The 24,708-nt window shown below is 66.6% G+C and carries 37 protein-coding genes and 1 tRNA gene; 3 read left to right on the top strand and 35 right to left on the bottom strand.

Translation table 11 applies throughout. The annotated features are described in order from the left end of the window. Positions 1-41: 41 nt before the first annotated feature. Entirely contained in the window at positions 42-1,436 is a 1,395-nt protein-coding gene (mgtE, locus tag MWN33_RS18395) for a magnesium transporter (protein WP_247202516.1), read from the bottom strand. Between the two features lie 176 nt (positions 1,437-1,612). On the opposite strand from mgtE, the gene MWN33_RS18390 reads away from it, so the two are divergent. After that, the gene (locus tag MWN33_RS18390) at positions 1,613-1,915 is read left to right on the top strand and encodes an acylphosphatase (RefSeq protein ID WP_247202515.1); all 303 of its coding nucleotides are present in this window, start codon (positions 1,613-1,615) and stop codon (positions 1,913-1,915) included. Here MWN33_RS18390 and lipB read toward each other — a convergent pair. Continuing rightward, a complete protein-coding gene (gene lipB / locus MWN33_RS18385; protein WP_247202514.1) occupies positions 1,912-2,640 on the bottom strand; it encodes a lipoyl(octanoyl) transferase LipB in 729 nt (242 codons plus the stop codon). The genes MWN33_RS18390 and lipB overlap by 4 nt on opposite strands. A 195-nt stretch (positions 2,641-2,835) precedes the next feature. Between lipB and MWN33_RS18380 the strand changes: the two genes are divergently transcribed. Beyond that, positions 2,836-2,920: transfer RNA gene (locus MWN33_RS18380), tRNA-Leu, on the top strand. Between the two features lie 292 nt (positions 2,921-3,212). Beyond that, positions 3,213-4,556: a hypothetical protein gene (locus MWN33_RS18375; protein WP_247202513.1), complete on the top strand. Its 1,344-nt coding sequence runs from the start codon at positions 3,213-3,215 to the stop codon at positions 4,554-4,556. A gap of 45 nt (positions 4,557-4,601) precedes the next feature. Here MWN33_RS18375 and MWN33_RS18370 read toward each other — a convergent pair whose 3' ends face one another. The 33 genes from MWN33_RS18370 to MWN33_RS18210 form a co-directional block, all read right to left on the bottom strand. Beyond that, positions 4,602-5,396, bottom strand: a complete 795-nt coding sequence (locus MWN33_RS18370; protein WP_247202512.1) for a polysaccharide deacetylase family protein — start codon at positions 5,394-5,396, stop codon at positions 4,602-4,604. 154 nt (positions 5,397-5,550) lie between these two features. Then, positions 5,551-6,636: an RluA family pseudouridine synthase gene (locus MWN33_RS18365; protein ID WP_247202511.1), complete on the bottom strand. Its 1,086-nt coding sequence runs from the start codon at positions 6,634-6,636 to the stop codon at positions 5,551-5,553. A 48-nt stretch (positions 6,637-6,684) separates the two neighbouring features. Continuing rightward, positions 6,685-7,068, bottom strand: a complete 384-nt coding sequence (gene crcB / locus MWN33_RS18360; protein ID WP_247202510.1) for a fluoride efflux transporter CrcB — start codon at positions 7,066-7,068, stop codon at positions 6,685-6,687. 32 nt (positions 7,069-7,100) lie between these two features. Then, positions 7,101-8,420, bottom strand: a complete 1,320-nt coding sequence (locus MWN33_RS18355) for a replication-associated recombination protein A (RefSeq protein WP_247202509.1) — start codon at positions 8,418-8,420, stop codon at positions 7,101-7,103. Positions 8,421-8,427: 7 nt separating this feature from the next. Beyond that, on the bottom strand, positions 8,428-9,864 hold the full coding sequence (locus MWN33_RS18350) for a DegQ family serine endoprotease (protein ID WP_247202508.1): 1,437 nt from the start codon (positions 9,862-9,864) through the stop codon (positions 8,428-8,430). A gap of 148 nt (positions 9,865-10,012) precedes the next feature. Further along, positions 10,013-10,441 carry a 50S ribosomal protein L17 gene (gene rplQ / locus MWN33_RS18345; RefSeq protein WP_247202507.1) on the bottom strand — a complete coding sequence of 143 codons (429 nt, stop codon included), beginning with the start codon at positions 10,439-10,441 and terminating at the stop codon, positions 10,013-10,015. Positions 10,442-10,512: 71 nt separating this feature from the next. After that, positions 10,513-11,529, bottom strand: coding sequence for a DNA-directed RNA polymerase subunit alpha (locus MWN33_RS18340; protein ID WP_247202506.1), 1,017 nt, complete (start codon positions 11,527-11,529; stop codon positions 10,513-10,515). Positions 11,530-11,658: 129 nt separating this feature from the next. Next, entirely contained in the window at positions 11,659-12,048 is a 390-nt protein-coding gene (gene rpsK, locus MWN33_RS18335) for a 30S ribosomal protein S11 (RefSeq protein ID WP_152301902.1), read from the bottom strand. 117 nt (positions 12,049-12,165) lie between these two features. Next, positions 12,166-12,534 carry a 30S ribosomal protein S13 gene (gene rpsM / locus MWN33_RS18330; protein WP_247202505.1) on the bottom strand — a complete coding sequence of 123 codons (369 nt, stop codon included), beginning with the start codon at positions 12,532-12,534 and terminating at the stop codon, positions 12,166-12,168. Positions 12,535-12,722: 188 nt separating this feature from the next. After that, positions 12,723-13,307, bottom strand: coding sequence for an adenylate kinase (locus tag MWN33_RS18325; RefSeq protein ID WP_247202504.1), 585 nt, complete (start codon positions 13,305-13,307; stop codon positions 12,723-12,725). Beyond that, positions 13,304-14,635, bottom strand: coding sequence for a preprotein translocase subunit SecY (gene secY / locus MWN33_RS18320; protein WP_247202503.1), 1,332 nt, complete (start codon positions 14,633-14,635; stop codon positions 13,304-13,306). The genes MWN33_RS18325 and secY overlap by 4 nt, the downstream gene beginning before the upstream one ends. Positions 14,636-14,690: 55 nt before the next feature. Continuing rightward, positions 14,691-15,179 carry a 50S ribosomal protein L15 gene (gene rplO, locus MWN33_RS18315; protein WP_247202502.1) on the bottom strand — a complete coding sequence of 163 codons (489 nt, stop codon included), beginning with the start codon at positions 15,177-15,179 and terminating at the stop codon, positions 14,691-14,693. A 17-nt stretch (positions 15,180-15,196) separates the two neighbouring features. After that, on the bottom strand, positions 15,197-15,406 hold the full coding sequence (rpmD, locus tag MWN33_RS18310) for a 50S ribosomal protein L30 (RefSeq protein WP_247202501.1): 210 nt from the start codon (positions 15,404-15,406) through the stop codon (positions 15,197-15,199). 26 nt (positions 15,407-15,432) lie between these two features. Beyond that, complete coding sequence (rpsE, locus tag MWN33_RS18305; RefSeq protein ID WP_152301896.1) at positions 15,433-15,984, bottom strand: 30S ribosomal protein S5; 552 nt, start codon at positions 15,982-15,984, stop codon at positions 15,433-15,435. Positions 15,985-16,026: 42 nt separating this feature from the next. After that, on the bottom strand, positions 16,027-16,389 hold the full coding sequence (gene rplR / locus MWN33_RS18300) for a 50S ribosomal protein L18 (RefSeq protein WP_247202500.1): 363 nt from the start codon (positions 16,387-16,389) through the stop codon (positions 16,027-16,029). Positions 16,390-16,401: 12 nt separating this feature from the next. Further along, positions 16,402-16,935, bottom strand: coding sequence for a 50S ribosomal protein L6 (gene rplF / locus MWN33_RS18295; RefSeq protein WP_247202499.1), 534 nt, complete (start codon positions 16,933-16,935; stop codon positions 16,402-16,404). A 20-nt stretch (positions 16,936-16,955) separates the two neighbouring features. Beyond that, a complete protein-coding gene (rpsH, locus tag MWN33_RS18290) occupies positions 16,956-17,354 on the bottom strand; it encodes a 30S ribosomal protein S8 (RefSeq protein WP_247202498.1) in 399 nt (132 codons plus the stop codon). A gap of 13 nt (positions 17,355-17,367) precedes the next feature. Further along, positions 17,368-17,673 (bottom strand): 30S ribosomal protein S14, encoded by a 306-nt coding sequence (rpsN, locus tag MWN33_RS18285; protein ID WP_247202497.1) that lies wholly within the window; start codon positions 17,671-17,673, stop codon positions 17,368-17,370. A gap of 59 nt (positions 17,674-17,732) precedes the next feature. Then, complete coding sequence (rplE, locus tag MWN33_RS18280) at positions 17,733-18,290, bottom strand: 50S ribosomal protein L5 (RefSeq protein WP_247202496.1); 558 nt, start codon at positions 18,288-18,290, stop codon at positions 17,733-17,735. Then, positions 18,283-18,600, bottom strand: a complete 318-nt coding sequence (gene rplX, locus MWN33_RS18275) for a 50S ribosomal protein L24 (RefSeq protein WP_013166273.1) — start codon at positions 18,598-18,600, stop codon at positions 18,283-18,285. The genes rplE and rplX overlap by 8 nt, the downstream gene beginning before the upstream one ends. Beyond that, the gene (gene rplN, locus MWN33_RS18270) at positions 18,600-18,968 is read right to left on the bottom strand and encodes a 50S ribosomal protein L14 (protein WP_018390610.1); all 369 of its coding nucleotides are present in this window, start codon (positions 18,966-18,968) and stop codon (positions 18,600-18,602) included. The genes rplX and rplN overlap by 1 nt, the downstream gene beginning before the upstream one ends. Positions 18,969-19,041: 73 nt before the next feature. After that, positions 19,042-19,290, bottom strand: a complete 249-nt coding sequence (gene rpsQ, locus MWN33_RS18265) for a 30S ribosomal protein S17 (protein ID WP_152301889.1) — start codon at positions 19,288-19,290, stop codon at positions 19,042-19,044. Positions 19,291-19,300: 10 nt separating this feature from the next. After that, positions 19,301-19,510: a 50S ribosomal protein L29 gene (gene rpmC / locus MWN33_RS18260; RefSeq protein WP_247202495.1), complete on the bottom strand. Its 210-nt coding sequence runs from the start codon at positions 19,508-19,510 to the stop codon at positions 19,301-19,303. Positions 19,511-19,521: 11 nt separating this feature from the next. Beyond that, positions 19,522-19,935, bottom strand: coding sequence for a 50S ribosomal protein L16 (gene rplP, locus MWN33_RS18255; RefSeq protein ID WP_247202494.1), 414 nt, complete (start codon positions 19,933-19,935; stop codon positions 19,522-19,524). Positions 19,936-19,964: 29 nt separating this feature from the next. Beyond that, the gene (rpsC, locus tag MWN33_RS18250; RefSeq protein WP_247202493.1) at positions 19,965-20,672 is read right to left on the bottom strand and encodes a 30S ribosomal protein S3; all 708 of its coding nucleotides are present in this window, start codon (positions 20,670-20,672) and stop codon (positions 19,965-19,967) included. After that, complete coding sequence (gene rplV, locus MWN33_RS18245) at positions 20,672-21,052, bottom strand: 50S ribosomal protein L22 (protein ID WP_247202492.1); 381 nt, start codon at positions 21,050-21,052, stop codon at positions 20,672-20,674. The genes rpsC and rplV overlap by 1 nt, the downstream gene beginning before the upstream one ends. Positions 21,053-21,061: 9 nt before the next feature. Beyond that, positions 21,062-21,340 (bottom strand): 30S ribosomal protein S19, encoded by a 279-nt coding sequence (gene rpsS / locus MWN33_RS18240; protein WP_247202491.1) that lies wholly within the window; start codon positions 21,338-21,340, stop codon positions 21,062-21,064. Positions 21,341-21,357: 17 nt separating this feature from the next. Continuing rightward, positions 21,358-22,191: a 50S ribosomal protein L2 gene (gene rplB, locus MWN33_RS18235; protein ID WP_247202490.1), complete on the bottom strand. Its 834-nt coding sequence runs from the start codon at positions 22,189-22,191 to the stop codon at positions 21,358-21,360. A 23-nt stretch (positions 22,192-22,214) separates the two neighbouring features. Then, complete coding sequence (locus MWN33_RS18230) at positions 22,215-22,511, bottom strand: 50S ribosomal protein L23 (protein WP_247202489.1); 297 nt, start codon at positions 22,509-22,511, stop codon at positions 22,215-22,217. Further along, complete coding sequence (gene rplD / locus MWN33_RS18225; protein ID WP_247202488.1) at positions 22,508-23,131, bottom strand: 50S ribosomal protein L4; 624 nt, start codon at positions 23,129-23,131, stop codon at positions 22,508-22,510. Before rplD ends, MWN33_RS18230 begins: the two co-directional genes overlap by 4 nt. Then, positions 23,131-23,868: a 50S ribosomal protein L3 gene (gene rplC, locus MWN33_RS18220; protein ID WP_247202487.1), complete on the bottom strand. Its 738-nt coding sequence runs from the start codon at positions 23,866-23,868 to the stop codon at positions 23,131-23,133. Before rplC ends, rplD begins: the two co-directional genes overlap by 1 nt. Positions 23,869-23,890: 22 nt before the next feature. Beyond that, positions 23,891-24,199 carry a 30S ribosomal protein S10 gene (gene rpsJ, locus MWN33_RS18215; RefSeq protein ID WP_013166261.1) on the bottom strand — a complete coding sequence of 103 codons (309 nt, stop codon included), beginning with the start codon at positions 24,197-24,199 and terminating at the stop codon, positions 23,891-23,893. A gap of 98 nt (positions 24,200-24,297) precedes the next feature. Then, positions 24,298-24,708, bottom strand: a 411-nt coding sequence (locus MWN33_RS18210; protein ID WP_343313588.1) for an EF-Tu C-terminal domain-related protein, incomplete at its 5' end; no start/stop codon positions are given.

Below are 24,708 nucleotides of genomic sequence, written 5' to 3'. Positions count from 1 at the left end.
CAATCCGTTCCGGTAATGAAACCACATTTTGGTCCCGGCGTTCAAAACCACAGCGACGCGATTCCGAGAAAGGCGAAAAAGCCGACCACATCCGTCACCGTGGTGACGAAGGGACCGGAAGATACTGCCGGATCGACCTTCAGACGATCAAGCAATAACGGGATCAAAATACCACCAAGTGCCGCAGCGACGAGATTGATGATCATCGCCAGCCCGATGACGAAGCCAAGATCGGCGATGCCGAAGCGGGCGAACACCACCACCGCCATGATGACCGCAAACACCACGCCGTTGAACAGGCCGACCAGCAATTCGCGGGCGACGACGCGCCGCGCGTTGCTCGGGCGCAGCTCGCGGGTGGCGAGCGCGCGCACCGCCACCGTCATGGTCTGGGTGCCGGCATTGCCGCCCTGGCTGGCGACGATGGGCATCAGCACCGCCAGCGCCACCATGCGGTGCAGTTCATCCTCGAACAGCGAGATGACGAAAGAGGCGATGTTGGCGGCGATCAGGTTCAGCAGCAGCCAGGAAAAGCGGCTCTTGGCGATGTACCAGAAGCTGTCGGACAGTTCCTCGTCGCCGGCCACGCCGCCGAGCGCCTTGAGGTCCTCGTCGGCCTCCTCCTGAATGACGTCGACGATATCGTCGATGGTCAGCACGCCGACGAGACGTCCGCCCTCGTCCACCACCGGGGCGGAGATCAGGTTGTAGCGCTCGAAGACACGGGCGACGTTCTCCTGATCGTCGGTCGCCTTCACCACGTGGCGGTCGGGCGTCACCACCTCGCCGAGCTTCACGCCACGCTTGGTGCGCAGCAGCCGGTCGAGCGGCACCGAACCGTCGAGGCGGTAGGAGGGATCGACGACGAAGACCTCGAAGAAGACGTCCGGCAGCCCCTCGGTCTCGCCGATGTAGTCCAGCGCCTGCCCGACCGTCCAGAAGGGCGGCAGCGCGATGAACTCGGTCTGCATGCGCCGGCCGGCGCTCTCTTCGGGGTAGTCCAGGCTGCGCTGCAACGCGGCGCGCTCGGGAATCGGCAGGTCGGCGAGGATCGCCTGCTTCTCGGCGTCGTCGAGGTCTTCGAGAATGTAGACCGCATCGTCGGATTCGAGGTCGCGCATGCCCTCGACGACGGTCTGGCGCGGCAGTTCCTCAAGGATCTGTAGGCGCACCGTCTCGTCGAGCTCGGTCAGCGCGGTGAAGTCGAAGTCGGCGCCGAGCAGTTCGATCATCGCCGGCCGGTCGGGAGCGGGCAGGGCTTCCAGCAGGCGGGCGAGGTCGGTCTCGTGCAGGTCGGCGACGATGGTCTTCAGCGTGGCGACGTCGCGCCTCTCGATGGCGCCGGCGACCGCTTCCACGAAGCCCGGCGTCTCGATGGGATCGGCGTCGTGTTCGGGCCCGCGCGGCGGGGCGACGAGATCGGTCTCTTCGCGCATGCGTTCTCCGGTGCGGGTGAAGGGCCGAAGACGCCATCGCCGCCTTGCGACTGCCCTCGTCCTATTTAGGGGGATTCTTGTTAATGAAGCGTCGGCGGCGGCACATTTCCACCGTCGCCAACGCCTTGTGCGGCGATCCGGTTCGCTTTGCCGCACCGGCTTTTACGGAGACGACCATGGACGAGACCACCGCCACCCGCCTCGTCGTCAGCGGCCGCGTGCAGGGCGTGGGCTACCGCGTCTGGTTCGCTCGCGAGGCGAGCCGGCGCGGGCTGAAGGGCTGGGTCCGCAACCGGCAGGACGGGTCGGTCGAGGCGCTGGTCGCGGCACCCGCCGCCGCGCTGGAGGAACTGGTCCTCGCCGCCCGCCGGGGCCCACCGGCGGCGGCGGTCACCGACATTCAGTTCGACGAGGGAACGCTCCGCGACGGCGAAGTACCCGACGGCTTCGAGGTGCGGCCGACGGCGTGGCGGCGCTAGTCCGCCTCGTCGACCACCGGGCCGAACACCGTCTCGAAGGCGCCGCGCAGCGCGAGGTCCGCATCCTCCATCGACACCGGCAGGCCGAGATCGACGAGGCTGGTGACGCCGTGCTCGCGTACGCCGCAGGGCACGATGCCCGAGAAATGCGACAGGTCCGGCTCCACGTTCAGCGAGATGCCGTGCATCGTCACCCAGCGGCGCACGCGGATGCCGATGGCGGCGATCTTGTCCTCGCCCTCCCCAGCCTTCGTGGGATGGCGCACCCAGACGCCGACGCGGTCCTCGCGGCGCTCGCCGCGTATGTTGAACGAATCGAGCGCGCGGATGAGCCATTCCTCCAGCGCCGCCACGTAGCGGCGCAGGTCCGGCTCGCGGCGCTTGAGGTCCAGCATCACATAGGCCACCCGCTGGCCGGGGCCGTGATAGGTGAACTGCCCGCCCCGCCCGGTCTCGAAGATCGGAAATCGACCGGCATCGACCAGATCCTCCGGCCGCGCGCTGGTGCCGGCGGTGTAGAGCGGGGGATGCTCCAGCAGCCACACCAGTTCGTCCTGACGCCCGGAGGCGATATCTTCCGCCAGCGCGTCCATCGCCGCCAGCGCGTCGGGATAGGCGACCGGCGCGCGCGAGACACGCCAGCGCACCGGCGGATTGCCGGGCCGCGCGAGGAGCACGGGCGACAGCGCGTCGCGGGCGATGGCGGGAGCGGTGGCGTCGTTCATGGCTCCTACATAAGCACGGCCCCGGCTTCTGTCTCCTGCACCGGGGCCCGCGCGGCCATGCGCGACGGGCAAGGCTGTCCACAGCCCCGGTCGCGGCGCGGCGGCGCGCATGCGCGGGCCTTGTGGACGCTCATTCGATCTGTTAGACGATCCCCGCTCGCGCCGGCCGCCCTCGGGCTTTCGGCAGTCAGCGATGCGGTCGTGGCGGAATTGGTAGACGCGCTGCCTTGAGGTGGCAGTGGGTAACACCGTGGAGGTTCGAGTCCTCTCGACCGCACCATTTTCTTCTGGTGCCCTGTCAGCAGAGCGTTGACATCGAAGGCCGCCGCCGCTGATGCGGCACGAATGGCGGCAGCCGGCCCTTTCCCGACTTTGATCCGACCGACGCCCCCCCCCCTTGGGCCGATAGCTGGTGGCGAGAGCGCCAGTCCTGTCGGCGGACCGTGCCGCACGTGAAAGCCGCGCCGGAATCCCGCAGCGGGTAGCCCACATATGTGGGTTGGCGATCCTGCGGGGGTGGCGACAATCCTGCTGCCTTGCCCCTCCGTCGACCGCGCGGACATCTGCACGGCATGGATGGCCATGGCCGCATCTGTGCTGGCGTCACCGGGGAACCGGATGCAGATTATTTCCGCCAGCGTCAGCCGCCCACCGTTGCCTTGTCAGGTCGCACCATGCCGCGCACGCTTCTCCTTCTTGCAGCCGTCCTTCTGCTGAGCCTGCCCGCCCGCGCGCTTGCCGAGGATGGCGGGCTCATCGCGGTCGCCAACGCGGCATGGGGCGCCGGCACGAGCCGTCCGCCGCCGCCGACGGAGGAACAATCGGCCAGGCCAGGCCATCCCGGCTGGAGCGTGAGCGAGCCTTCGGGGTGCTGGGTGTGGAATCCGGTCCCGCAGGTCGACGAGACCGTCCAGTGGAGCGGCGGCTGCAAGGAGGGCCGCGTTGACGGCGAAGGTGTCCTCGAATGGCAATTCGTCGAGGACGGAAAGCCGAACATCTCGCGCTATGAAGGCGGGTATCGCGACGGCAAGCTGCACGGGCGCGGCGTCTATGCGTCGGCCAACGGCAATCGATTCGAGGGCGAGTATCGGGACGGAATGAAGAGCGGCCACGGAGTCTTCGTCGGCGCCGACGGCCTGCGCTATGAAGGCGAGCACCGTGACGACAAGCCCGACGGGCAAGGCGTGCTCTCATGGGCGAATGGCGACCGCTACGAGGGCGATTTTCGCGGCGGCAAGCGCACCGGCCGGGGTGTTCTGGTCTGGGCCAATGGCGATCGCTACGAGGGCGACTTTCGGGACAGCGAGCGCACGGGCCGGGGCATCTATGTCTGGGCCAACGGCAACCGCTACGAGGGCGACTTCCTTAAAGGCGCGCTGAATGGCCGGGGCGTCTTCGACTGGGCCGACGGCGATCACTACGAAGGTGACTTCAAGGACGACAAGCGCACCGGCTATGGCCGCTTCGTCGAAGCCGATGGCGACCGCTACGATGGCGAGTACCGCGACGACGAGAGGCACGGGCGCGGCGTCTATGTCTGGGCCAACGGCGAACGCTACGACGGCGAGTACCGGAACGGCGAGAGAAACGGGCGCGGCGTCTACGTCTGGCCCAATGGCGAGCGTTATGAAGGCGCGTATCGCGACAACAAGCGGAACGGGCAAGGCAGCTATTACTGGCCGAACGGGAACCGCTACGAGGGCGAGTACCGCGATGACGACCGGCACGGGCACGGGGTGTTCGTGTGGATCGATGGCGACCGCTACGAGGGTGCCTACCGCAACAACCGGCCGCACGGTCAGGGCGCCTACTACAGCACCCAGGACGGCTGGTTTCGCGGCAATTGGCGCAATGGCTGCTTCAGGAGCGGCAGCAAGACAGCCGCGATCGGTCGCCCGATTTCGGAGTGCAAGTAGCCGGCGCCACGCGCAGCCCGAGCATGGCGCTGGGGGCGCCTGCGTTCAGTTGCCCGCCGGCGCGGCGGCGGTGCGGGGCGGGGCCGGCACGATGTGCACGACGCGGTAGCCCTTTTCCTTCAGCGCGGCAAAGAAGTCCGGCAGCATCTTCAGCGTCTGGCCGCGCGTGTCGTGGAACAGGATGATGCCGCGCCCCACATGGTCGAGCCGCGCCATCACCAGATCGAGCTGCTCCTGCGGGCTCATCGGGTTCCAGTCCGACGCCCACAGATCGGCGCCGAACACGCCGATGCCGCGCTGCTTCATGTAATCCAGCAGCGTCGGCGAGGAGCCGAAGCCGGGGAAGCGGAAGAACGGCACGCGCGGATGCACGCCCGCCTCACCGTAGGCCGCCCTGTCGTCTGCCCTCAGCCCCTTCTCGATGTCGGCGATGGCCTTGTCATAGGGCATATCGGCCAGCGTCATCGGATGCGTCATGCTGTGATGGCCGACCGTGTGACCCTCGGCGATCTCGCGGCGGACGAGATCGGGATGGGCGGCGGCGTTGCGACCGACCACGAAGAAGGTCGCCCGCACGCATTCCTTCGACAGCGCCTTCAGCACGCCGGGCGTCGTCGCCGGCAGCGGACCGTCGTCGAAGGTCAGCACGACCTCCCGGTCGGCGAGGTCCAGCGTCTGCGGGAAATGCTTGGTGCCGACCTCCAGCCCGTTCGGGTCCACCTCCATCACGCGGGAGGTGCCGAGCCGCCCGGCGCAGTCGGCGGCCCTGACGGGAGCCGACAGGGGCAGGCTCGCCGTGCACACCGCCACAAGGAGGGCAAGGCGGAGAAGGCGCGGCATGGTCGGGAATCCGGTGTCGTGGCAGTCGGCATCTGCCTAGCCCATCACCGGCCGGCGCGCCATCCGGGCTCACCCGCGCCCGGCGCGCGCCAGCTTCCCGCGCGCCGCATGATTGACGTCGCGTCCCTCTGGCGTCCCTATGGCCGCCGCGACGTCAGCTTTCCGGCGCGTCGACGATGGGGTCGTATTGCGTGGCGTCGAAGCCGAGCACGCTCCAGCTCTGCTGCATGTGCGGGGGCAGCGGCGCGGAGACGTCGATCAGCCGGTCGCCGCGCGGATGTGGGATGACAAGGCGCCGCGCCAGCAGGTGCAGCCGGTTCTGCAACCCGCCCGGCAGCGGCCAGTTCTCGACGTTGAAATATTTCGGGTCGCCGACGATGGGGTGGCCGATATGGGCGGCGTGGGCGCGAAGCTGGTGGGTCCGCCCCGTCACCGGCTTGAGCGAGAGCCAGGCGAGCTTCTGCGCCGCGTGGTCGACCACGGCGTAGTAGGAGATGGCGTGGCTCGCCTCGTCGTCGCCGTGGCGGGCGACGCGCATCTTCTCGGCGGCCTCGTCCTTGGCGAGATAGGTGGAGATGCGCCCCTGCGCCGGGCGCGGCACGCCGGGGACCAGCGCCCAGTAGATTTTCCGCGCCGCGCGCGAGCGGAAGGTCTTGGCCAGCGTCGAGGCGGCAAGGCGCGACTTCGCCACCAGCAGGATGCCGGACGTGTCCTTGTCGATGCGGTGCACGAGGCGCGGCTTCTGCCCGTCCGCGCCGCGCAGCGCCTCCAGCATGCCGTCGACGTGGCGATAGGTGCCCGAGCCGCCCTGCACCGCGAGGCCGAACGGCTTGTTGAGCACCAGCACGTCGCGGTCCTCGAACAGCATCATGTCCTTGAGGGCGCGGAAATCCTTGTCGTCCGAGCTGGCACGCAACACCGCGGGGGCAGCGATTTCCTCGCCCTCGCCTGCCGGGCGCCGGGGCCGCGGCGGCGCCTCGCCGCGCGCCCTCGCCTCCTCCGCCTCCATATGATCGGCGGCGGAAAGCTGCGGCTTCTCCTCCAGCGGCGGGATGCGAATGCTCTGGCCGGCTTCAAGGCGCGAATTGGTTTTCACCCGCCCGCCATCGACGCGCACCTGCCCGCTGCGCAGCAGCTTCTGCAGATGGCCGAAGGATAGGTCCGGGTAGTGCGTCTTGAACCAGCGGTCGAGCCGCATGCCCTCTTCGTCCGGGTCGACGCGGCGTGTCTCAACGGCCATGGATCGGTTACTCCTCGCCCCAGCACATAGCCGAGACGGAGGCCGCCGTCACGCGAGAGCGCGCATCAGGGCGAGGCCGGCGAACACGCCGACGAGGGACAGCACAACCGAGCCGCCGACATAGAGCGCGGCGAGCCCCATCTCCCCGCGCTCGACCAGCATCGCCGTCTCCAGCGAGAAGGAGGAGAAGGTGGTGAAGCCGCCGAGCACGCCGGTGATGATGAAGGCCTTGGCGTACATGCTCCAGGCGATATCCGCCTTGAAGGCCAGCCAGCCGGCGACCAGCCCGATGACCGTGGAGCCGATGATGTTGATCGCCATCGTGCCGATGGGAAACCCCAGGCCGAACTGACGCATGGCGAACAGCCCGACCGCGTTGCGCAGCACGCCGCCAATACCGGCGCCGACGAAGATCAGAAAGAATCCATACACGCCGGCGCCCTCGCCCTTCTGTCCGGTTTCACCTACTTGCCGTTCCGGCGCTCCGCGCGCAGCCGCGCCCAGTACTCCAGACGCTTCTTCACCTCGCGCTCGAAGCCGCGCTCGTTCGGCGCGTAGAAGTCTGCCCTGGGATCGCCGGCGAGCTCTTCGGGAAAGAACTCCTGTCCCGCATAGGCATCGGGAAAATCGTGATCGTAGCGGTAGCCGGCATGGTAGCCGAGTTCCTTCATCAGCTTGGTCGGCGCGTTCAATATGTGCTTGGGCGGCGGCAGCGAGCCGGTCTTCTGCGCCAGCGCCAGCGCCGCGTTGAAGGCGGAATAGGCGGCGTTCGATTTCGGCGCCGTCGCGACATAGGCGATGGCCTGTGCCAGGAACAGCCGGCCTTCCGGCCAGCCCACGCGCTCGAAGGCGGTCCACGCCGCCACCACCTGCGGCATCGCCTGCGGGTCGGCCATGCCGACATCTTCCGACGCCGCGCAGCACAGGCGGCGGAACACCGTGCCGGGGTCCTCGCCGCCGGTGAGCATGCGTGCGGCCCAGTACATGGCGCCGTTCACGTCCGAGCCGCGCAGGCTCTTATGGAAGCAGCTCAGCAGGTTGTAATGCTCGTCCTGCCCCTTGTCGTAGATCGGCGCCCGCTTCTGCATGGTGGCGGCGAGGCCCTCCACGTCGAGGTCCGGCCCCTCGGGCAGCGAGAGCAGTTCCTCGGCGAGGCCAAGCAGATAGCGCCCGTCGCCATCCGCCATGCCGGCGAGCGCCGCGCGTGCTTCCGAATCGAGCGGCAGGCGGCGGCCCTCCGTCTCCTCGGCGCGCCGCAGCAGGCCCTCGATAGCATCCGCGTCGAGCGGCTTGAACACCAGAACCCGCGCGCGCGAGAGCAGCGCGGCGTTCAGCTCGAAGGACGGGTTCTCCGTCGTCGCGCCGATCAGCGTGATGGTGCCGTCTTCCATGACGGGCAGGAAGCCGTCCTGCTGGGCGCGGTTGAAGCGGTGGATCTCGTCGACGAAGAGCAGCGTGCCCTGCCCGATGGCGCGGCGCCCGCGCGCAGCCTCGAACACTTTCTTCAGATCGGCGACGCCGGTGAAGATGGCGGAGATCTGCTCGAAATGCAGGTCCGTCTCGCGCGCCAACAGCCGCGCGACGGTCGTTTTGCCGGTGCCGGGCGGACCCCAGAAGACCAGCGAGCCGAGCGCGCGGTTGGCCAGCATGCGGGTCAGCATGCCGTCCGGCCCGGTCAGGTGCTCCTGCCCGACCACTTCGGCGAGGCGCTGGGGGCGCAGCCGGTCGGCCAGCGGGCGCGGCGCCTGCCCTTCCATTCCGGCGCTGGCGAAAAGATCGCTCACCTATGCCTCAGCCCGGCAGCAGCGCGGAGATCACCCGCCCGCCGCGCTGGAGCGTTACCCGCCACGCCCGCGATGGCACGCGCGTGATGCGCTCGAGATCGTCCGTGGTGGTGATCGGGCTGCCATTGATGTCGAGGATGACGTCGCCCGGCCGGAAGCTGGTGCGCTCGGCCGGCGAGCCCTCGTCCACCGAGGTGATCACCACGCCCTTGGTCGCCCCCATGGTGCGCATCTCCTCCATCACCGCCGGCGACAGATTCACCACCGTGGCGCCCGACAGCGGCGAGCGGCCCTTCAGCGTCAGCTCGTTGCGCGGCACCGTCTCCGGCGCCGCCTCCAGCCCGACGCTCAACGCCGCCGGCTTGCCCTGCCGCACGATGCCGATCTCCACCGAGCCGCCGAGCGGGCGGGTCGCGAAGCGGAAGCCGAAGGCGTCGGGATCGTCCACCTCCTGCCCGGCGACGGCGACGATGAGGTCGCCCGCCTTCAGGCCCGCCTTGGCGGCCGGGCTGCCGGGCAGCACGTTCTGCACCAGCGCGCCGGTCGGGCGGCCGACATCCAGCCCCTCTGCAATGTCGGAAGTCACTTCCTGCAAGTCGGCGCCGAGCCAGGGCCGCCGCACCACCTTGCTGCCGGAGAGCGCCGACTGCAGCACCACCCGCACCATGTCGGCGGGAATGGCGAAGCCGATGCCTTGCGAGCCGCCCGAACGCGAGAAGATGGCGGTATTGATTCCCACCACGCGCCCGGCCCCGTCCACCAGCGCCCCGCCGGAATTGCCGGGATTGATGGCGGCGTCGGTCTGGATGAAGAAGCCGTAATCGGTGATGCCGCGCTGGGTGCGGGCGAGCGCGGAAACGATGCCTTGCGTCACCGTCTGGCCGACGCCGAACGGGTTGCCGATGGCGAGCACGATGTCGCCGACCTGGAGGTCGTCGGAGGAACCCAGCGTCGCCGAAGGAAATGCTCCCTTAGCGCCATTGATGCGCAGGATGGCGATGTCGGTGCGCGGGTCGCGCAGCACCACCTCGGCGTCGTATTCGCGCTTGTCGGCGAGCGAAAGCCGGATCTCGTCGGCGCCGTCGATGACGTGGTTGTTGGTCACCACGATGCCGGAGGGATCGACCAGCACGCCCGAGCCCAGCGAGCGCTGGATGCGCTCGCGCGGCATGTCGAGGCCCGGCACGTCCGGGCTGCCACGGTCGCCGAAGAAGCGGCGGAAGAACGGATCGTCGAGGAGCGGATTGCTGGCGCGCGGCGCCGTCTTCATCGCGTAGACGTTGACGATGGCCGGCGCCGTACGCGCCACGATCGGTGCGAAGCTCAGGCCGATCTCGGCGCGCGAGGCCGGCACGCGCGGCCCGCCGGCGGAGGGCGCGGGAGCCTGTGCGAGGGCGGGAGTGGCGAGAAGCAGCGCGGCGGCAAGGAGGGCGAAGCGTTTCATGCCCCAGATATAGCCCCCGGGCGCCGGCCGAAAAAGGGCAAGTGCCCCATCACGGCGGTTGATTATCTCCGCCCGCGCCGAAGCACCGGCGCAAAAGAAAAGGGGCGGTGAAACCGCCCCTCGTTCCGTCATTCGCTGCCGTCGCGGATCAGGCCGCGGCGGCTTCTTCGGCCTTGCTGGCCTCGAGGCGGGCGAGATCGGCGGCGCCCTTGGCGCTCTCGTCGCGATCCACCAGCTCGATCACGGCGATGGCGGCCGAATCACCGTGGCGGAAGCCCGCCTTGATGATGCGGGTGTAGCCACCGTTGCGCTCCTTGTAGCGCGGGCCGATCACGTCGAAGAGCTTGCGCACGACGGCGACGTCGCGCACTTCGGCGATCGCCTGGCGGCGGGCGTGCAGGCCGCCACGCTTGCCGAGAGTGATCAGCTTCTCGACCACCGGGCGAAGATCCTTCGCCTTCGGCAGGGTCGTGATGATCTGCTCATGGGTGATCAGCGCCTGCGCCATGTTGGCGAACATGGCCTTGCGGTGTTCCGCGGTCCGGTTGAACCGGCGATAAGCTTTGCCGTGGTTCATGGCGAGTTTCCTGTCGTGCGACGGCTTTCGAGCCGAGAGTTGCGATTACGGCTCGATGCCGCGTTCAATGCTCAATAGTGATCTTCGAACCGCTTGGCGAGATCCTCGATGTTCTCGGGCGGCCAGCCGGGCACTTCCATGCCGAGGTGCAGGCCCATGGAAGCGAGAACTTCCTTGATCTCGTTCAGCGACTTGCGGCCGAAGTTCGGGGTACGGAGCATCTCCGCCTCGGTCTTCTGGATCAGGTCGCCGATGTAGACGATGTTGTCGTTCTTCAGGCAGTTGGCCGAACGCACCGACAGTTCGAGCTCGTCCACCTTCTTCAGCAGCGCCGGGTTGAAGGGCAGCTCCTGGATGGCCGGGCTCTCGGTCTCGCGCTTGGGCTCCTCGAAATTCACGAAGATTTCGAGCTGGTCCTGCAGGATGCGCGCGGCATAGGCCAGCGCATCCTCGGGGCTCACCGAGCCGTTGGTCTCGATGGTGAGGGTCAGCTTGTCATAATCGAGGATCTGTCCCTCGCGGGTGTTCTCGACCTTGTAGGAGACCTTCTTGACCGGCGAGTAGAGGCTATCGACCGGGATGAGGCCGATCGGCGCGTCCTCGGGACGGTTACGGTCGGCCGCGACATAGCCCTTGCCGGTGTCGACGGTGAACTCCATGCGAATCTCGGCGCCGTCGTCGAGCGTGCAGAGCACGAGCTCGGGGTTCAGCACCTGCACGTCGCCCACGGTCTGGATGTCACCGGCGGTGACGACGCCCGGACCCTGCTTCTTCACCACCATGCGCTTGGGGCCGTCGCCGGCCATCTTGATGGCGATGTCCTTGATGTTGAGGATGATGTCGGTCACATCCTCGCGCACGCCCGGGATCGAGGAGAACTCGTGCAGCACGCCGTCGATGTGCACCGACGTCACCGCCGCGCCCTGGAGCGAGGACAGCAGGATGCGGCGTAGCGCGTTGCCGAGCGTCTGGCCGAAGCCACGCTCAAGCGGCTCGGCGACCACGGTCGCAAGGCGCTTCGGATCGCTGCCGACCGCGACCTCAAGCTTCTCGGGCTTGATCAGCTCTTGCCAGTTCTTCTGAATCACGACGTCACCCTTGGTTTCGACGGTGCCCCGGACACCCTGGCCGGCAGCTCCGTCCCCGGCCTCGGCCGGTTAGGTAATGCCAAACGCAGTGGCCCCTGCGGCGCACGGAGCGCCGCTGGATGAATAGCGTCAGACGCGCCGACGCTTGCGCGGACGGCAGCCATTGTGCGGGATCGGCGTAACGTCGCGGATCGACGTCACGGTGAAGCCCGCGGCCTGGAAGGCGCGCAGCGCCGACTCGCGGCCGGAACCCGGACCCGACACCTCGACCTCGATGGTGCGCATGCCGTGATCGGCGGCCTTGCGGGCGCAATCCTCGGCGGCGACCTGCGCGGCGTAAGGGGTCGACTTGCGCGAACCCTTGAAACCCATGGCGCCGGCCGAAGACCAGGCGATGGTGTTGCCCTGCGCGTCGGTGATGGTGATCATGGTGTTGTTGAACGACGCATTCACATGCGCGACGCCGGAGGCAATGTTCTTGCGCTCGCGGCGCTTGATGCGGGCAACTTCTTTAGCCATAGACCCTTGATCCTTCAGGCGCGCCCGTCATTCCAGGCGCTCGGGACGATACTCGCAGCGAATGCGCCGGCCGCACGGGGCGCCGGCGCTGTCCGGCGGGCCGAAGCCCGCCGCGAATTACTTCTTCTTGCCGGCGATCGGCTTGGCCGGACCCTTGCGGGTGCGGGCATTCGTGTGGGTGCGCTGGCCGCGCACCGGCAGGCCGCGACGGTGACGCAGGCCGCGATAGCAGCCCAGGTCCATCAGGCGCTTGATGTTCATCGAGACTTCGCGGCGCAGGTCGCCCTCGACCAGATAGTCGCGGTCGATGGTCTCGCGAATCTGCAGCACTTCCTGGTCGGTGAGCTGGTTCACGCGACGCTCGAGCGGAATGCCGACCTTCTCGACGATATCAGCCGCGTTCTTCGCGCCAATGCCGTGAATGTACTGAAGCGCGATGATGACGCGCTTGTTGGTCGGGATGTTAACGCCTGCAATACGAGCCACGTCGTCTTCTCCATCTGCTCCGGCAGAGCCGGAAGTTTGAAACCCCGCGTCCGGTGGAGGCCGGCCCTTGCGGAGATACGCACGAGGCCGCGCGACATCAGCACATGATGTCGATGCGCGGCACCCGCTTGAGTGAAGCGCGGCACATAGAGCGATTCCGCCCACATGTCAAGCCGCAGTAGCGAGACTCAGACGGTTTCGAGAACGTCCGAGATCGCCTTCGTCACGTCGTCGATCGGCTGCATGCCGTCGATGGCCACCAGCAGCCCTCGCCCGGAGTAGTAGGGCGCGACCACGGCGGTGTCCCGGTTGAAGGCTTCCAGACGCGTCTTGAAGACTTCCGGGTCGTCATCCTTGCGCACCGGCTCGCCGCGCGCGGCGGTCTCCTTGGCACGCTGCATGATGCGATGGACCAGCTTGTCCTGATCGACCTTGAGCTCGATCACGGCGTCGAGCTTCAGGCCCTTCTCGGTCAGGATGGCGTCGAGAGCCTCGGCCTGGGCCACCGTGCGCGGGAAGCCGTCGAGGATGAAGCCCTTGGCGGCGTCCGGCTCGTCGATGCGATCGGAGATGATGCCGATCACGATGTCGTCGGAGACGAGCTGGCCCGCATCCATCACCGCCTTGGCCTTGAGGCCGACCGGCGTGCCGTTGCGAACCGCCTCCCGCAGCATGTCGCCGGTCGAGAGCTGCACGATGCCGTGCCGCGCCACCAGCCGCTGCGCCTGCGTGCCCTTCCCCGCCCCCGGCGGGCCGAGCAGTATGAGCCTCATCGGCGCTTCCCCCTGAGCTTGGCCTTCTTGACCAGCCCCTCATATTGATGCGCCAGCAGATGCCCCTGGACCTGAGCCACCGTATCCATGGTCACGCTCACCACGATCAGCAGCGAGGTGCCGCCGAAGTAGAAGGGGACCGCCGCATACGAGATCAGGATCTCGGGGAACAGGCACACAATCGCAAGGTAAGCCGCACCGATGACGGTGATGCGAGTCAGCACATAGTCGATGTAGTCGGCGGTGCGCTCGCCGGGCCGGATGCCGGGGATGAAGCCGCCGTGCTTCTTCAGGTTGTCCGCCGTCTCGGTCGGGTTGAATACGATGGCGGTGTAGAAGAAGCAGAAGAACACGATCAGCAGCACGTAGAGCAGCATGAACAGCGGCTGGCCGTGGCCGATGAGCGTGGTGACGGTGGTCAGCCAGCCCGGCCCCTGCCCCTGCATGAAGCTCGCGACCGTGGTCGGGATGAGCAGCAGCGAGGAGGCGAAGATCGGCGGGATGACGCCCGACGTGTTCAGCTTCAGCGGCAGGTGCGAGGACTGGCCCTCATACACCTTGTTGCCGACCTGGCGCTTCGGATACTGGATCAGCAGTCGGCGCTGCGCGCGCTCCATGAACACGATGAACATGATGACCGCGACGGCCATCAGGATCACCGCCAGGATGATGCCGGTCGACAGCGCGCCCTGACGGCCGAGCTCCAGCGTGTTGGCAATCGCCGAGGGCAGCTCCGCCACGATGCCGGCGAAGATGATCAGCGAGATGCCGTTGCCGATGCCACGCGAGGTGATCTGCTCGCCGAGCCACATCAGGAACATGGTGCCGCCGGTCAGGGTGATGACCGTCGAGATGATGAAGAACCAGCCGGGATCCGAGACCACGGCGCCCGAGCCCTGGAGGCCCACGGCGATGCCGTAGGACTGGAACACGGCGAGCACCACGGTGAGGTAGCGCGTGTACTGGTTGATCTGCTTGCGGCCGGACTCGCCTTCCTTCTTCAGCGCTTCCAGCGTCGGGGAGACGGTGGTCAGGAGCTGAATGATGATGGAGGCCGAGATGTACGGCATGATGTTCAGGGCGAAGATCGCCATGCGCGAGACCGCGCCGCCCGAGAACATGTTGAACAGGCCGATGATGCCCTGCTGCGCCGTGCGGAACACGTCGGCGAGCGCGTCGGGATTGATTCCCGGCATCGGGATGTAGGTGCCCAGCCGATAAACGAGAAGCGCACCCAGGGTGAACCAGATGCGCTTCTTCAGTTCGTCGGCTTTTGCCAGAGCACCGAAGTTGAGGTTTGCCGCGAGCTGTTCTGCTGCCGAGGCCATGGTGGCTCCGCTCCTCGTCTGTGCCCTGTAAGTTCGGTAAGGCCTGACTTAAGCGTCAGGCCGCCGTTTCGCCAGTCTCGGCCTTCGAGACGAGCAGCGTCACGGTGCCGCCGGCCTTCTCGACCGCCTCGACGACCGACTTGGTGGCATGCGCGACTTCGAGCTTGACCTTCGCGGTCAGCTCGCCGCCGCCCAGCACGCGCACGCCGTCCTTGGCGCGGCGCAGCACGCCCGCCTCGACGAGCGTCGCCTGGGTCACGACCGCCTTGGCGTCCAGCTTGCCGGCATCGACGGCGGCCTGGATGCGACCGAGGGTGACCTCGTTCCAGTCCAGCGCGAAGATGTTGTGGAAGCCGCGCTTGGGCAGGCGACGATGGATCGGCATCTGGCCGCCCTCGAAGCCCTTGATCGCCACGCCGGTGCGCGAGGTCTGACCCTTCACGCCACGGCCGGCGGTCTTGCCCTTGCCGGAGCCGATGCCGCGGCCGACGCGCATCCGCTTCTTGCGGGCGCCTTCGTTGTCCTTGATCTCGTTCAGGCTCATCGCCAGTCTCCTTGCCGTCACGCTTCGACGACGCGGACGAGGTGGCGGACCTTATAGATCATGCCACGCACCGCCGGGGTGTCTTCGAGCGTCGAACGACGCCCGAGCTTGTTGAGGCCGAGGCCGATCAGCGTCGCGCGCTGATCGTCGGGACGGCGGATCGGGCTGCCGGTCTGCTCCACCGTGACGGTGGTCTTCGCAGCGGCCTTCTGGGTGCTCTTCGCCATGATTAGCTTCCTACCTCTCAGGCGGCTCAGTCGGTCGCTTCCGCGTCATCGACGCGGCGGCGGGACTGAAGCTGCGACACCTTCAGGCTGCGGCGGGCAGCCACGAGGCGGGGGCTGTCCTGGTTCTTCAGCGCATCGAAGGTCGCGCGGACCATGTTGTACGGGTTGGACGAGCCAAACGACTTCGCCACCACGTCCTGCATGCCGAGCGTCTCGAAGACGGCGCGCATCGGGCCGCCAGCGATGATGCCGGTACCGGCCGGGGCGGCGCGCAGGATGACCTTGCCGGCGCCGTGATGGCCGTGCACGTCATGATGCAGCGTGCGGCCCTCGCGCAGCGGCACGCGGATCAGCGCGCGCTTGGCGGCTTCCGTGGCCTTGCGGATGGCTTCCGGCACTTCACGGGCCTTGCCGTGGCCGAAGCCGACGCGGCCCTTCTGGTCGCCCACGACGACCAGCGCCGCGAAGCCGAAGCGACGGCCACCCTTCACAACCTTCGCGACACGGTTGATGTGGACCAGCTTGTCCACGAACGTGTTGTCGCGATCTTCGCGTTCACGCTCACGTTCACGAGCCATGATCTTATCCTCGTCGTTCTGCGGGGGATCCCGCTCGTGATCTCAGAAGTTGAGACCGCCCTCGCGGGCGGCTTCGGCGAGCGCCTTGACGCGGCCGTGATAGATGAAGGCGCCGCGGTCGAACACCACGTCCTTCACACCGGCCGCGACGGCGCGTTCCGCCACGAGCTTGCCGATCGCCTCGGCCGCCGCGATGTCCGCGCCGGTCTTGAGGCTGTCCCGCAGGGTCTTCTCGAGCGTCGAGGCGGCCGCGAGGGTCACGCCGCGCGCGTCGTCGATGATCTGCGCATAGATGTGCTTCGACGAGCGATGCACCGAGAGGCGCGGCCGCCCGTTCGCCGTCGAGCGGAGTGCACGACGGACACGCGCCTTGCGGCGCTCGGTAGCGTCCTGATACTGAGCCATGGTTCGGGTCCGTTACTTCTTCTTGCCTTCCTTGCGGAAGATGAACTCGCCGGCGTACTTGACGCCCTTGCCCTTGTAGGGCTCGGGGCCACGGTAATCGCGGATCTCGGCGGCAACCTGACCGACCTTCTGCCGGTCGATGCCGGAGATGACGATCTCGGTCGGCTTCGGGGTGACGATCTGGATCCCTTCCGGGATCGGGTAGTTCACGTCGTGGCTGAAGCCGAGCGCCAGGCTCAGATTCTTGCCCTGCACCGCGGCGCGATAACCGACGCCGTTGATCTCGAGCTTCTTCTCGAAGCCCTTGGTGACGCCTTCGACAAGGTTCGACACCAGCGTGCGGGAAAGACCCCACATCGCCTTGTGGCGGTTGGTCTCGCCGTTGAGCGAGAACAGGATGGCCCCGTCCTCGAGCTTCACGCCGATCTCGTCGACGACCTTCACTTCCAGGGCGCCCTTGGGGCCCTTGACCTTCACCGTCTGGCCGTCGACCGTCGCGGTGACGCCGGCGGGAATAGAGACGGGTGCTTTACCGATCTTGGACATGTGCTCTCTCTCCTCCCCGATCAGAAGACCGTGAAGAGGACCTCGCCGCCCACGTTCTTATCGCGGGCTTCGTGGTCCGCCATCACGCCCTGCGGCGTGGAGACGACAGCGACGCCAAGGCCGTTGGCGACGCGGGGAAGGGTCTTGACCGACGAGTAGACGCGGCGGCCCGGCTTCGACACGCGGGAGATCTCGCGGATCACCGGCTCGCCGTCATAGTACTTGAGCTCGATCTCGAACTCCGTACGCCCGTTGACGGGCTCGCCGGCGGTGTAGCCGCGGATGAAGCCCTCGGACGTCAGGACGTCCAGCACGCTGGCGCGCAAGCGCGAGCCGGGAGTGCTGATCTTTTCCTTGCGACGCATCTGGGCGTTGCGGATACGGGTGATGAGATCGCCGATGGGATCAGACGTGGACATGGGTCGACCCTCCTCACCAGCTCGACTTGACGAGGCCGGGCACCTGGCCCTGCGAACCGAGTTCGCGGAGCGCAATGCGGCTCATCTTAAGCTTGCGATAATACGCACGCGGACGACCGGTGACTTCGCACCGGTTGCGGATGCGCACCTTCGCCGAATTACGGGGCAGCTCCGCGAGCTTGAGGACCGCCGCGAAGCGCTCCTCGATCGGCAGCTCCTTGTTGCTCACCAGGGCCTTGAGACGCGAACGCTTGCCGGAATAGTTCTTCGCGAGCTTCCGGCGGTGTTCGTTCTTCTCGACCGCGCTCTTCTTCGCCATATGATCTTGCTCCTAGTCTCCGCGTTTGGGGCCTTCGCCCCACTGCCGGAAGGGGATGCTTACTGACGGAACGGGAAATTGAGGGCCTTCAGAAGCGCGCGCGCCTCGTCGTCCGTCTTTGCCGTCGTCACGACGATGATGTCCATGCCCCACGCCTGATCAACCTTGTCGTAGTTGATCTCGGGGAACACGATGTGCTCCTTGATGCCGAGGGCATAGTTGCCGCGGCCGTCGAAGCTCTTCGGATTCAGGCCACGGAAGTCACGCACGCGGGGCAGCGCGATGTTCACGAGCCGATCGACGAACTCGTACATACGCACCTTGCGAAGGGTGACCTTCGCGCCGACCGGCTGGTTCTCGCGCAGACGGAAGTTCGAGATCGCCTGGCGGGCCCGGGTGACAACCGGCTTCTGGCCGGCGATCAGCGCCAGGTCGCCTGCAGCGTTCTGGACCTTCTTGGTGTCGGCGGTGGCTTCGCCCACGCCCATGTTGATGACGACCTTCTCGATGGTCGGCACTTCCATGGGGTTCGCGTAACCGAACTCCTCGATCAACTTCTTGCGGACCACGTCCTCATAGAAGGACTTCAGTCGCGGCGTGTAATTGGCCTCAGCCATCGATCTTCTCCCCCGAGCGCTTGGCGACGCGCACCTTGGTGCCGTCCGCCTGCACAAGGAAACCGACGCGCGTCGGCTTGCCGTCTTTCGGATCGGCGATCGCGATGTTCGACAGGTCGATCGGGGCCTCCTTGGAGATGATCCCGCCTTCCTGGTTCGCGCTCTGCCGCTGGTGGCGCTTCACGAGGTTGACGCCGCGCACGCGGGCGGTCCCCTCCTTCGGAAGCACCTCGAACACCTCGCCCGAGCGACCCTTGTCGCGACCGGCGAGAACGACGACCTTGTCGCCCTTCTTAATCTTGGCGGCCATCACAGCACCTCCGGCGCCAGCGAGATGATCTTCATGTGGTTCTTCGCGCGAAGCTCGCGCGGAACCGGCCCGAAGATACGCGTGCCGACCGGCTCCTTGTTGTTGTTGATCAGCACGGCCGCATTGCGGTCGAAGCGGATCACCGAACCGTCGACGCGGCGGATGTCCTTGGCCGTGCGAACCACGACCGCCTTCATCACGTCGCCCTTCTTCACGCGGCCGCGCGGAATAGCTTCCTTCACCGACACCACGATGATGTCACCGACATGGGCATACTTGCGCTTCGAACCGCCAAGCACCTTGATGCACATGACGCGACGCGCACCGGAATTGTCCGCCACGTCGAGATTGGTCTGCATCTGGATCATGACGCACCTATTTCTCGCAAAAACCGCGCGCAACCGTCACCGGTGCGCGCCCCTCAATCCCGTTTCCGGGCGCTCAGACTTCAGCCCGCTTCTCGCCCTGGACCACGATCCAGTTCTTGAGCTTGGACAAGGGGCGGTGCTCCTCGATCCAGACGGTGTCGCCTTCCTTCCACACATTGCCCTCATCATGGGCATGGTACTTCTTGGACCGGCGGACGGTCTTCTTCAGCAGCGGATGGGTGAAACGGCGCTCGACGCGGACCACGACGGTCTTGTCCTGCTTGTCGCTCACCACGACGCCCTGCAGCATACGCTTCGGCATCGCCCTCTCCTCACTTAGCCTTGGCCGCAGACGCGGCCTTCTGCGCCTGGACGGTCTTGACCCGCGCGATGTCGCGGCGGACCTGACGCACCCGCGCCGTGTTCTCGAGCTGGCCCGTCGCCTTCTGGAAGCGCAGGTTGAACTGCTCCTTCTTCAGGCCCAGCAGGTTGTCCTGCAGCTCGTCGACGGTCTTCGTCCGAATGTCGGAAATCTTGGTCATACTTCCCTCCATCACTCGGCGATACGTTCGACGAAGCGGGTCTTGATCGGCAGCTTGGCAGCCGCCAGGCGCAGGGCCTCGCGGGCGATGTCCTGGCTCACGCCGTCGATCTCGAACATGATGCGGCCGGGCTTGATCTTGGCGGCCCAGTAATCCGGCGCGCCCTTGCCCTTGCCCATGCGGACTTCGGTCGGCTTGGAGGAGACCGGCACGTCCGGGAACACCCGGATCCACACGCGGCCCGCACGCTTCATGTGGCGGGTCAGCGCGCGGCGAGCGGCCTCGATCTGGCGCGCGGTCACGCGCTCCGGCTCGACGGCCTTCAGCCCGAACTGGCCGAAATTGAGGTCAGTTCCGCCCTTCGCAGCGCCGTGGATGCGGCCCTTGAACTGCTTGCGAAACTTCGTGCGCTTTGGTTGCAGCATATCGCGCCTCTTATTCCTTCTGTCTCAACTCACGCCGCGTCGCGGCGCGAGGAGCGACCACCCGACGGCTCACCTTCCGAAAGGCGCTTGTCCTGCGCCATCGGATCGTGCTCCAGGATCTCGCCCTTGAAGATCCAGACCTTGACACCGCAGGTGCCGTAGGTCGTGAAGGCGGTGGCCGTACCGTAATCCACGTCCGCGCGCAAGGTGTGAAGCGGCACGCGCCCTTCACGATACCATTCGAGGCGGGCGATCTCCGCGCCGCCGAGGCGGCCCGAGCAGTTGATACGGATGCCTTCGGCGCCCAGACGCATCGCCGACTGCACGGCGCGCTTCATGGCGCGACGGAACGCCACACGGCGCTCAAGCTGCTGGGCGATCGATTCGGCCACGAGGCGCGCGTCGATTTCCGGCTTCCGAATCTCGACGATGTTGATGAAGACTTCCGAGTTGGTCATCTCGGAGACCTTCTTGCGCAGCTTGTCGATGTCCGCGCCCTTCTTGCCGATCACCACGCCCGGACGAGCCGAGTGGATGGTGACGCGGCACTTCTTGTGCGGGCGCTCGATGACGATCTTCGACACCGCAGCCTGCTTCAGCATCTTCTGAAGCACTTCGCGGATCTTGATGTCCTCGTGCAGCAGCTGGCCGTACTCGCCCTTGCCGGCGAACCAGCGCGAGTCCCAGGTGCGGTTGATGCCGAGCCGCAGCCCGACCGGGTTGACCTTCTGACCCATCAGGCCTTCTCCTCGACTTCACGCACCACGATCGTGATATGCGAGAACGGCTTCTCGATACGGCTCGCCCGACCGCGGGCGCGCGCCGCGAAGCGCTTCATCACCAGGCCCTTGCCGACATGGGCCTCGGCGACGACGAGATCGTCGACGTCCAGCTCATGGTTGTTCTCGGCATTGGCGATGGCCGATTCCAGGCACTTCCTCACATCGCCGGCAATCCGCTTGCGCGAGAACTGCAGGTCCGCGAGAGCGACCGAAACCTTCTTGCCGCGGATCAGGCCCGCGACGAGGTTGAGCTTCTGGGGGCTCACGCGAAGATTGCGAGCGACCGCCTTGGCTTCCGTATCCGCGAGCGTGCGCGGACGAGCTGCCTTACCCATGACCCTGCCTCACTTCCGCTTGGCTTTCTTGTCCGCCGCATGCCCGTAATAGGTACGGGTCGGGGCGAACTCGCCGAACTTGTGGCCAACCATGTCCTCGGAGACCGACACCGGGACATGCTTGTTTCCGTTGTAGACGCCGAAGGTGATCCCCACGAACTGCGGGAGGATCGTGGAGCGGCGGCTCCAGATCTTGATGACGTCGTGACGGCCCGAAGAACGAGCGGCTTCCGCCTTCTTGAGGAGGTAGCCGTCGACGAACGGACCTTTCCAGACCGATCGAGACATAGTTCAGATTCCCTCGCTCACTTCTTGCGGGCGTGCCGGCTCGACACGATGAACTTCGTGGTCGACTTGTTCTTCCGGGTCTTCTTGCCCTTGGTGGGGAGACCCCACGGGGTGACCGGATGACGGCCGCCGGAGGTGCGGCCTTCGCCGCCGCCGTGCGGGTGATCGACCGGGTTCATCGTGACACCGCGGTTGTGCGGGCGACGGCCGAGCCAGCGCTTGCGGCCGGCCTTGCCGAGATTGGTGTTCATGTGGTCGGGGTTCGAGACCGCGCCCACCGTGCCGAGGCACTCGCCATGCACCAGGCGCTGCTCACCCGAGTTGAGGCGGATGATCACATAGCCCTGGTCGCGGCCGACGATCTGCGCGTAGGAGCCGGCGGAACGGGCGATCTGGCCGCCCTTGCCGATCTTCAGCTCGACATTGTGCACGATCGTGCCGACCGGCAGGTTGCCCAGCGGCGCCGCATTGCCCGGCTTCACGTCGACGCTCTTCGACGCGATCACCTTGTCGCCGACGGCGAGGCGCTGCGGTGCAAGGATGTAGCCGAGCTCGCCGTCCTCATACTTGATGAGGGCGATGAACGCCGTACGGTTCGGATCGTACTCGATACGCTCGACCGTCGCGGCAACGTCACGCTTGGCGCGCTTGAAGTCCACGAGGCGATAGGCCTGCTTGTGGCCGCCGCCGCGGAAGCGGACGGTGACACGGCCCGTATTGTTGCGGCCGCCCGCCTCGGACTTGCCCTCGGTCAGCGTCTTGACCGGCTTGCCCTTGTACAGGCCCGAGCGGTCGACGATGACGAGCTGGCGAAGGCTCGGCGTTACCGGCTTGAAGGTTTTGAGCGCCATGTCTCTGGTCCCTTAATTCCGGCTCACAGACCCGTCGTGATGTCGATGGAGTGCCCCTCGGCGAGGGTCACGACCGCCTTCTTCACGTCGTTCTGCACGCCCTTGCGGCCCTTGAAGAACTTCGTCTTCCCCTTGCGGACCAGCGTGTTGACGCTCTCGACCTTCACGTCGAAAAGCTTCTCGACCGCCTCCTTGATCTGCGGCTTGGTAGCCGACAGAGCAACCTTGAAGACGACCTTGTTGTGCTCGGACGCCGCCGTGGCCTTCTCGGTGATGACCGGGGACACGATCACGTCGTAGTGGCGCGGATCGAGACTCATTTGAAGCGCGCCTCCAGAGCGTCGACAGCCGCCTTCGTCAGGACCAGGGTCTGACGGCGCAGGATGTCGTAGACGTTGATGCCCTGGACGGGCAGCACGTCGAGATGGATGACATTGCGCGAGGCGAGGCCGAAATTGGCGTCCACCTCGGCACCGGAAACGACCAGCGCGTTCGACAGGCCGAGACCCGCCAGCCGCTCCTTGAGCAGCTTGGTCTTCGGCTCGGACAGCACGGCATCATCGAGGACGACGATCTGCTGATCCTTGGCCTTGGACGAGAGCGCGTGCTTCAGGGCCAGTGCGCGGACCTTCTTGGGCAGATCGCTCGCATGGCTGCGGGCAACCGGACCGAAGGCCTTGGCGCCGCCGCGGAACTGCGGAGCGGAAGCCGCACCGTGGCGGGCGCCGCCGGTGCCCTTCTGCTTGTACATCTTGCGCTTGGTGCGATCGACTTCCGAGCGCGTCAGCGTCTGATGCGTGCCGGCCTGGCGGCGGGCGAGCTGCCACACCACCATGCGGTGCAGGATGTCCTGGCGCGGCTCGAGACCGAAGATCTCGTCCGACAGGGTGACGGAACCGGCTTCGGCCCCGTCGAGCGTCTTAACGGCGATCTCGACCATCACACGTTCTCCTCGACCGGAGCCTCGGCAGCCGGCGCGTCGCTGGCGACGGTCTCTGAGCCCGGCAGCCGGAACTTGCCCGGCTTCGGCGCCTCGGCCGGCAGCTTCTTCTTCACGGCGTCGGCGACCAGGATCCAGCCGCCCTTGTTGCCGGGAACCGCGCCCTCGACCGCGATCAGACCGCGCTCGACGTCGGTCAGCACGACCTTGAGGTTCTGGGTGGTCACCGTCTCGGCGCCCATGTGACCCGGCATCTTCTTGTTCTTGAAGGTCTTTCCGGGGTCCTGACGACCGCCGGTCGAACCGATCGAACGATGCGAGACCGACACGCCGTGGGTGGCACGCAGACCGCCGAAATTGTGGCGCTTCATGCCACCGGCGAAGCCCTTGCCGATCGAAGTACCGGTGACGTCGACGAACTGGCCCACCACGAAGTGGTCGACCGTCAGTTCGGCGCCGACCGGGATCATCTCGGCCTCCTCCACGCGGAACTCCGCGAGGCGGCGCTTGGGCTCCACACTGGCCACGGCGAAGTGGCCGCGCATGGCGCGGGTGGTGTTCTGCGGCTTCGCCTTACCGACGCCGAGCTGGACGGCGGTGTAGCCGTTCTTCTCGAGCGTACGGTGGGCAACCACCTGGCAATTATCGACTTTCAGCACAGTGACCGGAACATGTTCACCTGCATCGTTAAAGATGCGGGTCATGCCGACCTTCTGGGCGATGACGCCTGACCGCATGGCCGTGTCCCTTCGCCTTCTCTCAGAGCTTGATCTCGACGTCGACACCCGCGGCGAGGTCGAGCTTCATCAGCGCGTCCACCGTCTGGGGGGTCGGGTCGACTATGTCCAGCAGACGCTTGTGCGTCCGCATCTCGAACTGCTCACGGGACTTCTTGTCCACGTGGGGAGAACGATTGACCGTGAATTTCTCGATCCGCGTCGGCAGCGGAATGGGCCCGCGGACCTGGGCGCCCGTGCGCTTCGCCGTTGAGACGATTTCGCGCGTCGAGGCATCCAGGATGCGGTGATCGAACGCCTTGAGGCGGATCCGAATGTTCTGGCCGTTCATTGACTTCAGGCTCCCAGAGGGCTCGTCAGTCGGGCTCTGTAACGAGCTCCACGAAAAAGGGGCGCAAGCGATCCCGCGCCCCTCGGGATTGTTGGGTCTTACTCGATGATCGCGGCCACCACGCCGGCGCCGACGGTGCGGCCGCCTTCACGGATGGCGAAGCGCAGCTTGTCTTCCATCGCGATCGGCACGATCAGCTGCACGTCCACCGAGATGTTGTCGCCCGGCATCACCATTTCCGTGCCTTCCGGCAGCGTCACCACGCCCGTCACGTCCGTCGTGCGGAAGTAGAACTGCGGGCGGTAGTTGGTGAAGAACGGCGTGTGGCGGCCGCCCTCTTCCTTCGTCAGGATGTACGCCTCGGCCTTGAACTTCGTGTGCGGCTTCACCGAACCCGGCTTGCACACGACCTGGCCGCGCTCCACGTCCTCGCGCTTGGTGCCGCGCACCAGGATGCCGACATTGTCGCCCGCCTGGCCCTGGTCCAGAAGCTTGCGGAACATCTCGAC

Source organism: Ancylobacter koreensis (assembly GCF_023016525.1).
Classification (GTDB): Bacteria; Pseudomonadota; Alphaproteobacteria; order Rhizobiales; family Xanthobacteraceae; genus Ancylobacter; species Ancylobacter koreensis.
Note: the sequence above shows the minus strand (reverse complement) of the source record. Positions and strands in the feature narration are given on the sequence as shown.